At 71.1% G+C, this 3731-nt stretch carries 4 protein-coding genes; all 4 read left to right on the top strand.

All coding sequences use genetic code 11. The features are described 5' to 3' along the window. Positions 1-774: DUF4097 family beta strand repeat-containing protein (locus tag TR46_RS30785; protein WP_042408057.1), on the top strand; the 774-nt coding region annotated here is incomplete at its 5' end. Positions 775-809: 35 nt separating this feature from the next. Then, positions 810-1805 carry a daunorubicin resistance protein DrrA family ABC transporter ATP-binding protein gene (locus tag TR46_RS30780; protein WP_042408054.1) on the top strand — a complete coding sequence of 332 codons (996 nt, stop codon included), beginning with the start codon at positions 810-812 and terminating at the stop codon, positions 1803-1805. Then, on the top strand, positions 1802-2596 hold the full coding sequence (locus TR46_RS30775; protein ID WP_042408051.1) for an ABC transporter permease: 795 nt from the start codon (positions 1802-1804) through the stop codon (positions 2594-2596). Before TR46_RS30780 ends, TR46_RS30775 begins: the two co-directional genes overlap by 4 nt. A gap of 286 nt (positions 2597-2882) precedes the next feature. Further along, positions 2883-3677, top strand: coding sequence for a thioesterase II family protein (locus TR46_RS30770; RefSeq protein WP_042408048.1), 795 nt, complete (start codon positions 2883-2885; stop codon positions 3675-3677). Positions 3678-3731: the final 54 nt, after the last annotated feature.

The raw sequence follows: 3731 nt of genomic DNA, 5'->3' as shown, positions 1-3731 counted from the left end.
TCCGAGCGCAAGGACACGGTCGTCGAGATCCACCCCTCGACCGCCGGCAACTCCGACGACCTGCGCGCGGCCGACGAGACCAAGGTCGACTTCGTCGACGGCAAGCTGACCATCAGGACCCCCCGGCCCCGCGGACTGCGCGGCCCCCGCGGCTCGGTCCGCGTCGAGGTGGCCCTGCCCGAGGGCTCCAGCCTGAACGGGACGCTGGAACTGGCCCGACTGCGTGCCGACGGCCCGCTCGGCCGGTGCGACGTCCGGGTCAGCGCCGGCGACATCCAGCTCGACGAGGCCCTCGCCGTACGCCTCAAGACCGACCACGGCAACATCACCCTCGACCGCACCACCGGCAACGCCGTGATCACCACCGGCTCCGGCGAGGTGCGCGTCGGCGAGATCGCCGGCAACGCCGACATCAAGAACTCCAACGGCAGCACCTGGATCGACGACATCACCGGTGACCTCCACCTCAAGGTCTCCAACGGCAACGTCACCGTCGCCCGCGCCCAGGCCTCGGTCACCAGCCGCACCTCCAACGGCAGCGTCCGCCTGGGCACCGTCGAACGCGGCACCCACGACCTCAGGACCACGGCCGGCAACCTGCACATCGGCGTCCTCCCGGGGACCCCCGCCTGGCTCGACATCGACTCCCAGGCCGGCACCGCCCACAGCGACCTCGGCACCGACCGGCCGGCCTCCCTGGACGACCGGACCGTGAGGATCCACGCCCGCACCACCCTCGGCGACATCACCGTCGAGCACGCCAAGACCGCCTGACCCGCATCCCCAGAAGCAACGGAATGGAGGGGCACATGAGTGCCACGACCGAACAGATGGCCCCGCCCAAGGGGATCAGCGCAGTCGGACTGCGCAAGTCGTACGGCGACAAGCTGGTGCTCGACGGCGTGGACCTCGAGGTCCGGCCGGGAACGGTGTTCGCCCTGCTCGGCCCCAACGGCGCCGGCAAGACCACCGTGGTGCAGATCCTCTCCACTCTGATCGCCGCCGACGGCGGCCAGGCCTTCGTCTCGGGCCAGCCCCTGGAGGACGCCGACGCGGTCCGCGCCCAGATCGGCGTCACCGGCCAGTTCGCCGCCGTCGACGGCCTGCTGACGGCCGAGGAGAACCTGCTCCTCATGGCCGACCTGCACCACCTCGACCGGCGCGAGGGCCGCCGCCGCGCCGCCGAGCTGCTGAGCCAGTTCGACCTGGCCGGGGACGCGACCAAGCGCGCCTCCACCTTCTCCGGCGGCATGCGCCGCAAGCTCGACCTGGCGATGACCCTGGTCGGCAGGCCCAGCCTGATCTTCCTGGACGAGCCGACCACCGGTCTTGACCCCCGCAGCCGGCGCACCCTGTGGCACCTCATCCGCGAGCTCGCCAAGCAGGGCGTCACCATCTTCCTGACCACCCAGTACCTGGAGGAGGCGGACCAGCTCGCCGACCGGATCGCCGTCCTCGACGGCGGGCGGATCGTCGCCGAGGGCACCGCCGAGGAGCTCAAGCGCCTCGTGCCCGGCGGACACATCCGGCTGCAGTTCGCCGACGCCCACAGCCTCGACGCCGCCACCGCCCAGCTCGGGCTGAGCACCGCCGTCCGCGACGACGAGAATCTCAGCCTGCAGATCCCCAGCGACGGCAGCATCCCCACCCTGCGCTCCGTGCTCGACCTGCTGGAGCGCAGCCGGGTCCACGCCCAGGCGCTGACCGTGCACACCCCGGACCTCGACGACGTCTTCCTCGCGCTCACCGGCAACGGTGCCGCCCACCACACCGCCGCCAGCACCGTGAAGGAGTCCCTCCGATGAGCACCGCCTACGCCATGCGCGACTCGATGACGATGCTGCGCCGCAACCTCAAGCACGCCCAGCGCTACCCCTCGATGACCGTGTCCATCGTGGCCACACCCATCCTGATGCTGCTGCTGTTCGTCTATGTCTTCGGCGGCACCCTGGGCGCCGGCATCCCCCACTCCGGCAGTGGCGGCGACCGCGCCCAGTACACCAACTTCGTGGTCCCCGGCATCATCCTGATGGCCGTCACCGCCGGGGCCATCTCCACCGCCGTCTCGGTGTGCACGGACATGACCGAGGGCATCATCAACCGCTTCCGCACCATGGCGATCTCACGGTCGTCCGTGCTCACCGGTCATGTGGTCGGCAACGTCATCCAGACCATGATCAGCCTGGTGCTGGTGATCGGCGTCGCCCTGCTGGTCGGCTTCCGCCCGCACGGCTCGGCGCTGGACTGGGTCGCCGCCCTGGCCATGCTCAGCCTGCTCGCCTTCGCCCTCAGCTGGGTCTCCGCCGCCATCGGGCTCGGGGCCGGCTCCATCGAGGCGGCCAGCAACGCCCCCATGCCGCTGACCTTCCTGCCCTTCCTCGGCAGCGCGGTCGTCCCGCCCTCCTCCATGCCGGTCGGGCTGCGGCAGTTCGCCGAGTACCAGCCCTTCACCTCCATCACCAACACCCTGCGCGGCCTGCTCATGGGCACGCACATCGGCAACAACGCCGTCATCGCCCTGGCCTGGGGCGTCGGCCTCAGCATCTTCGGCTACCTCTGGGCCCGCAGCGTCTTCAACCGCGACGCGCGCCGCTGACCCGAGGCGCTCCCCCCACCCCCGGTGACGACCGGGCTGCCCCGCCGACAGGCGCGGCAGCCCGGTCGTCGTCGTGCTCCCGGCATGCGTGTCCCGTCGACAGGACACGCTGCGGGCCGCTTGTCCCGACTCCCGCGAAAACCGGACCGCTATTCACATTCCTTGCCCCCTCGGAAAGCCGCTCCTACGATCGCCGCAAAGACTCCGGAGAATCCAGCGGAGCTTCTCGCAGACGACCCCGGAAATGACGCCGCACAATGCTGAGGACATTTTCCGCGGAGGAGCCATGAACACATACACAGGCAATCCGCCGGCGAAACCCGCTGCCAGGCTCGCCGCCGAGAACCCCTTCGTCTGGCGGGCGCGCCGGCCCGGCCACCACCACCAGCTCGTCTGCTTCCCGCCGGCGGGCGGCGGCGCGGGAGCCTTCGCCGACTGGGTGCGGCTGCTGCCGGACGGCGTCGAGGTGTGCGCGGTCCAGCTGCCCGGCCGGCAGAACCGGATCCACGAGGACCACCCCACCGCGGTCGGCCCGCTCGTCCGGGCCCTGATGCAGGCCCTGCGACCGGTCCTCGACGGCCCGTTCTCCTTCTTCGGCCACTCCAGCGGCGCCCTGCTGGCCTATGAGACGGCCCTGGCGCTGCAGGCCCGCGGCGGCCCCCGGCCGACCCACCTGTTCGTGTCGGGGCAGGCCTCGCCCACGGCCTTCATGGACCGGCCGAAGCTGCACGGCCTCTCACCGGAGGAGTTCCGCGCCGAGGTGCTCAGACTGGGCGGCTTCGACGAGGAGGTCACCGGGGACGAGGACGCGCTGGACTCCCTGCTGCCCTCCGTGCTCGCGGACTTCTCGCTCTGGGAGCGCCACCGCCCCGCGGCCGGCCTGCGCCTGGACGTCCCGATCAGCGCGCTGGTCGGCGACTCCGACAGCCGGGCCCCGCTGCACACCGTGGAGAGCTGGCGCCGGCACACCGCCTCCGACTTCGACCTCCGGGTCTTTTCCGGGGGGCATTTCTACCTGTTCGACTCGGGCGCCGGTACAGAGCTGCTCGAATTCATCAACAGCAGGGTACCGGCGTCCTAGGATCCGACCGGGTCACCCGCGAATGACCGAATCTCTACGCCCAACCATTGGGGG

The organism is Streptacidiphilus carbonis, assembly GCF_000787775.1.
Lineage (GTDB): Bacteria > Actinomycetota > Actinomycetes > Streptomycetales > Streptomycetaceae > Streptacidiphilus > Streptacidiphilus carbonis.
This window is presented reverse-complemented; position numbering and strand designations above follow the sequence as displayed.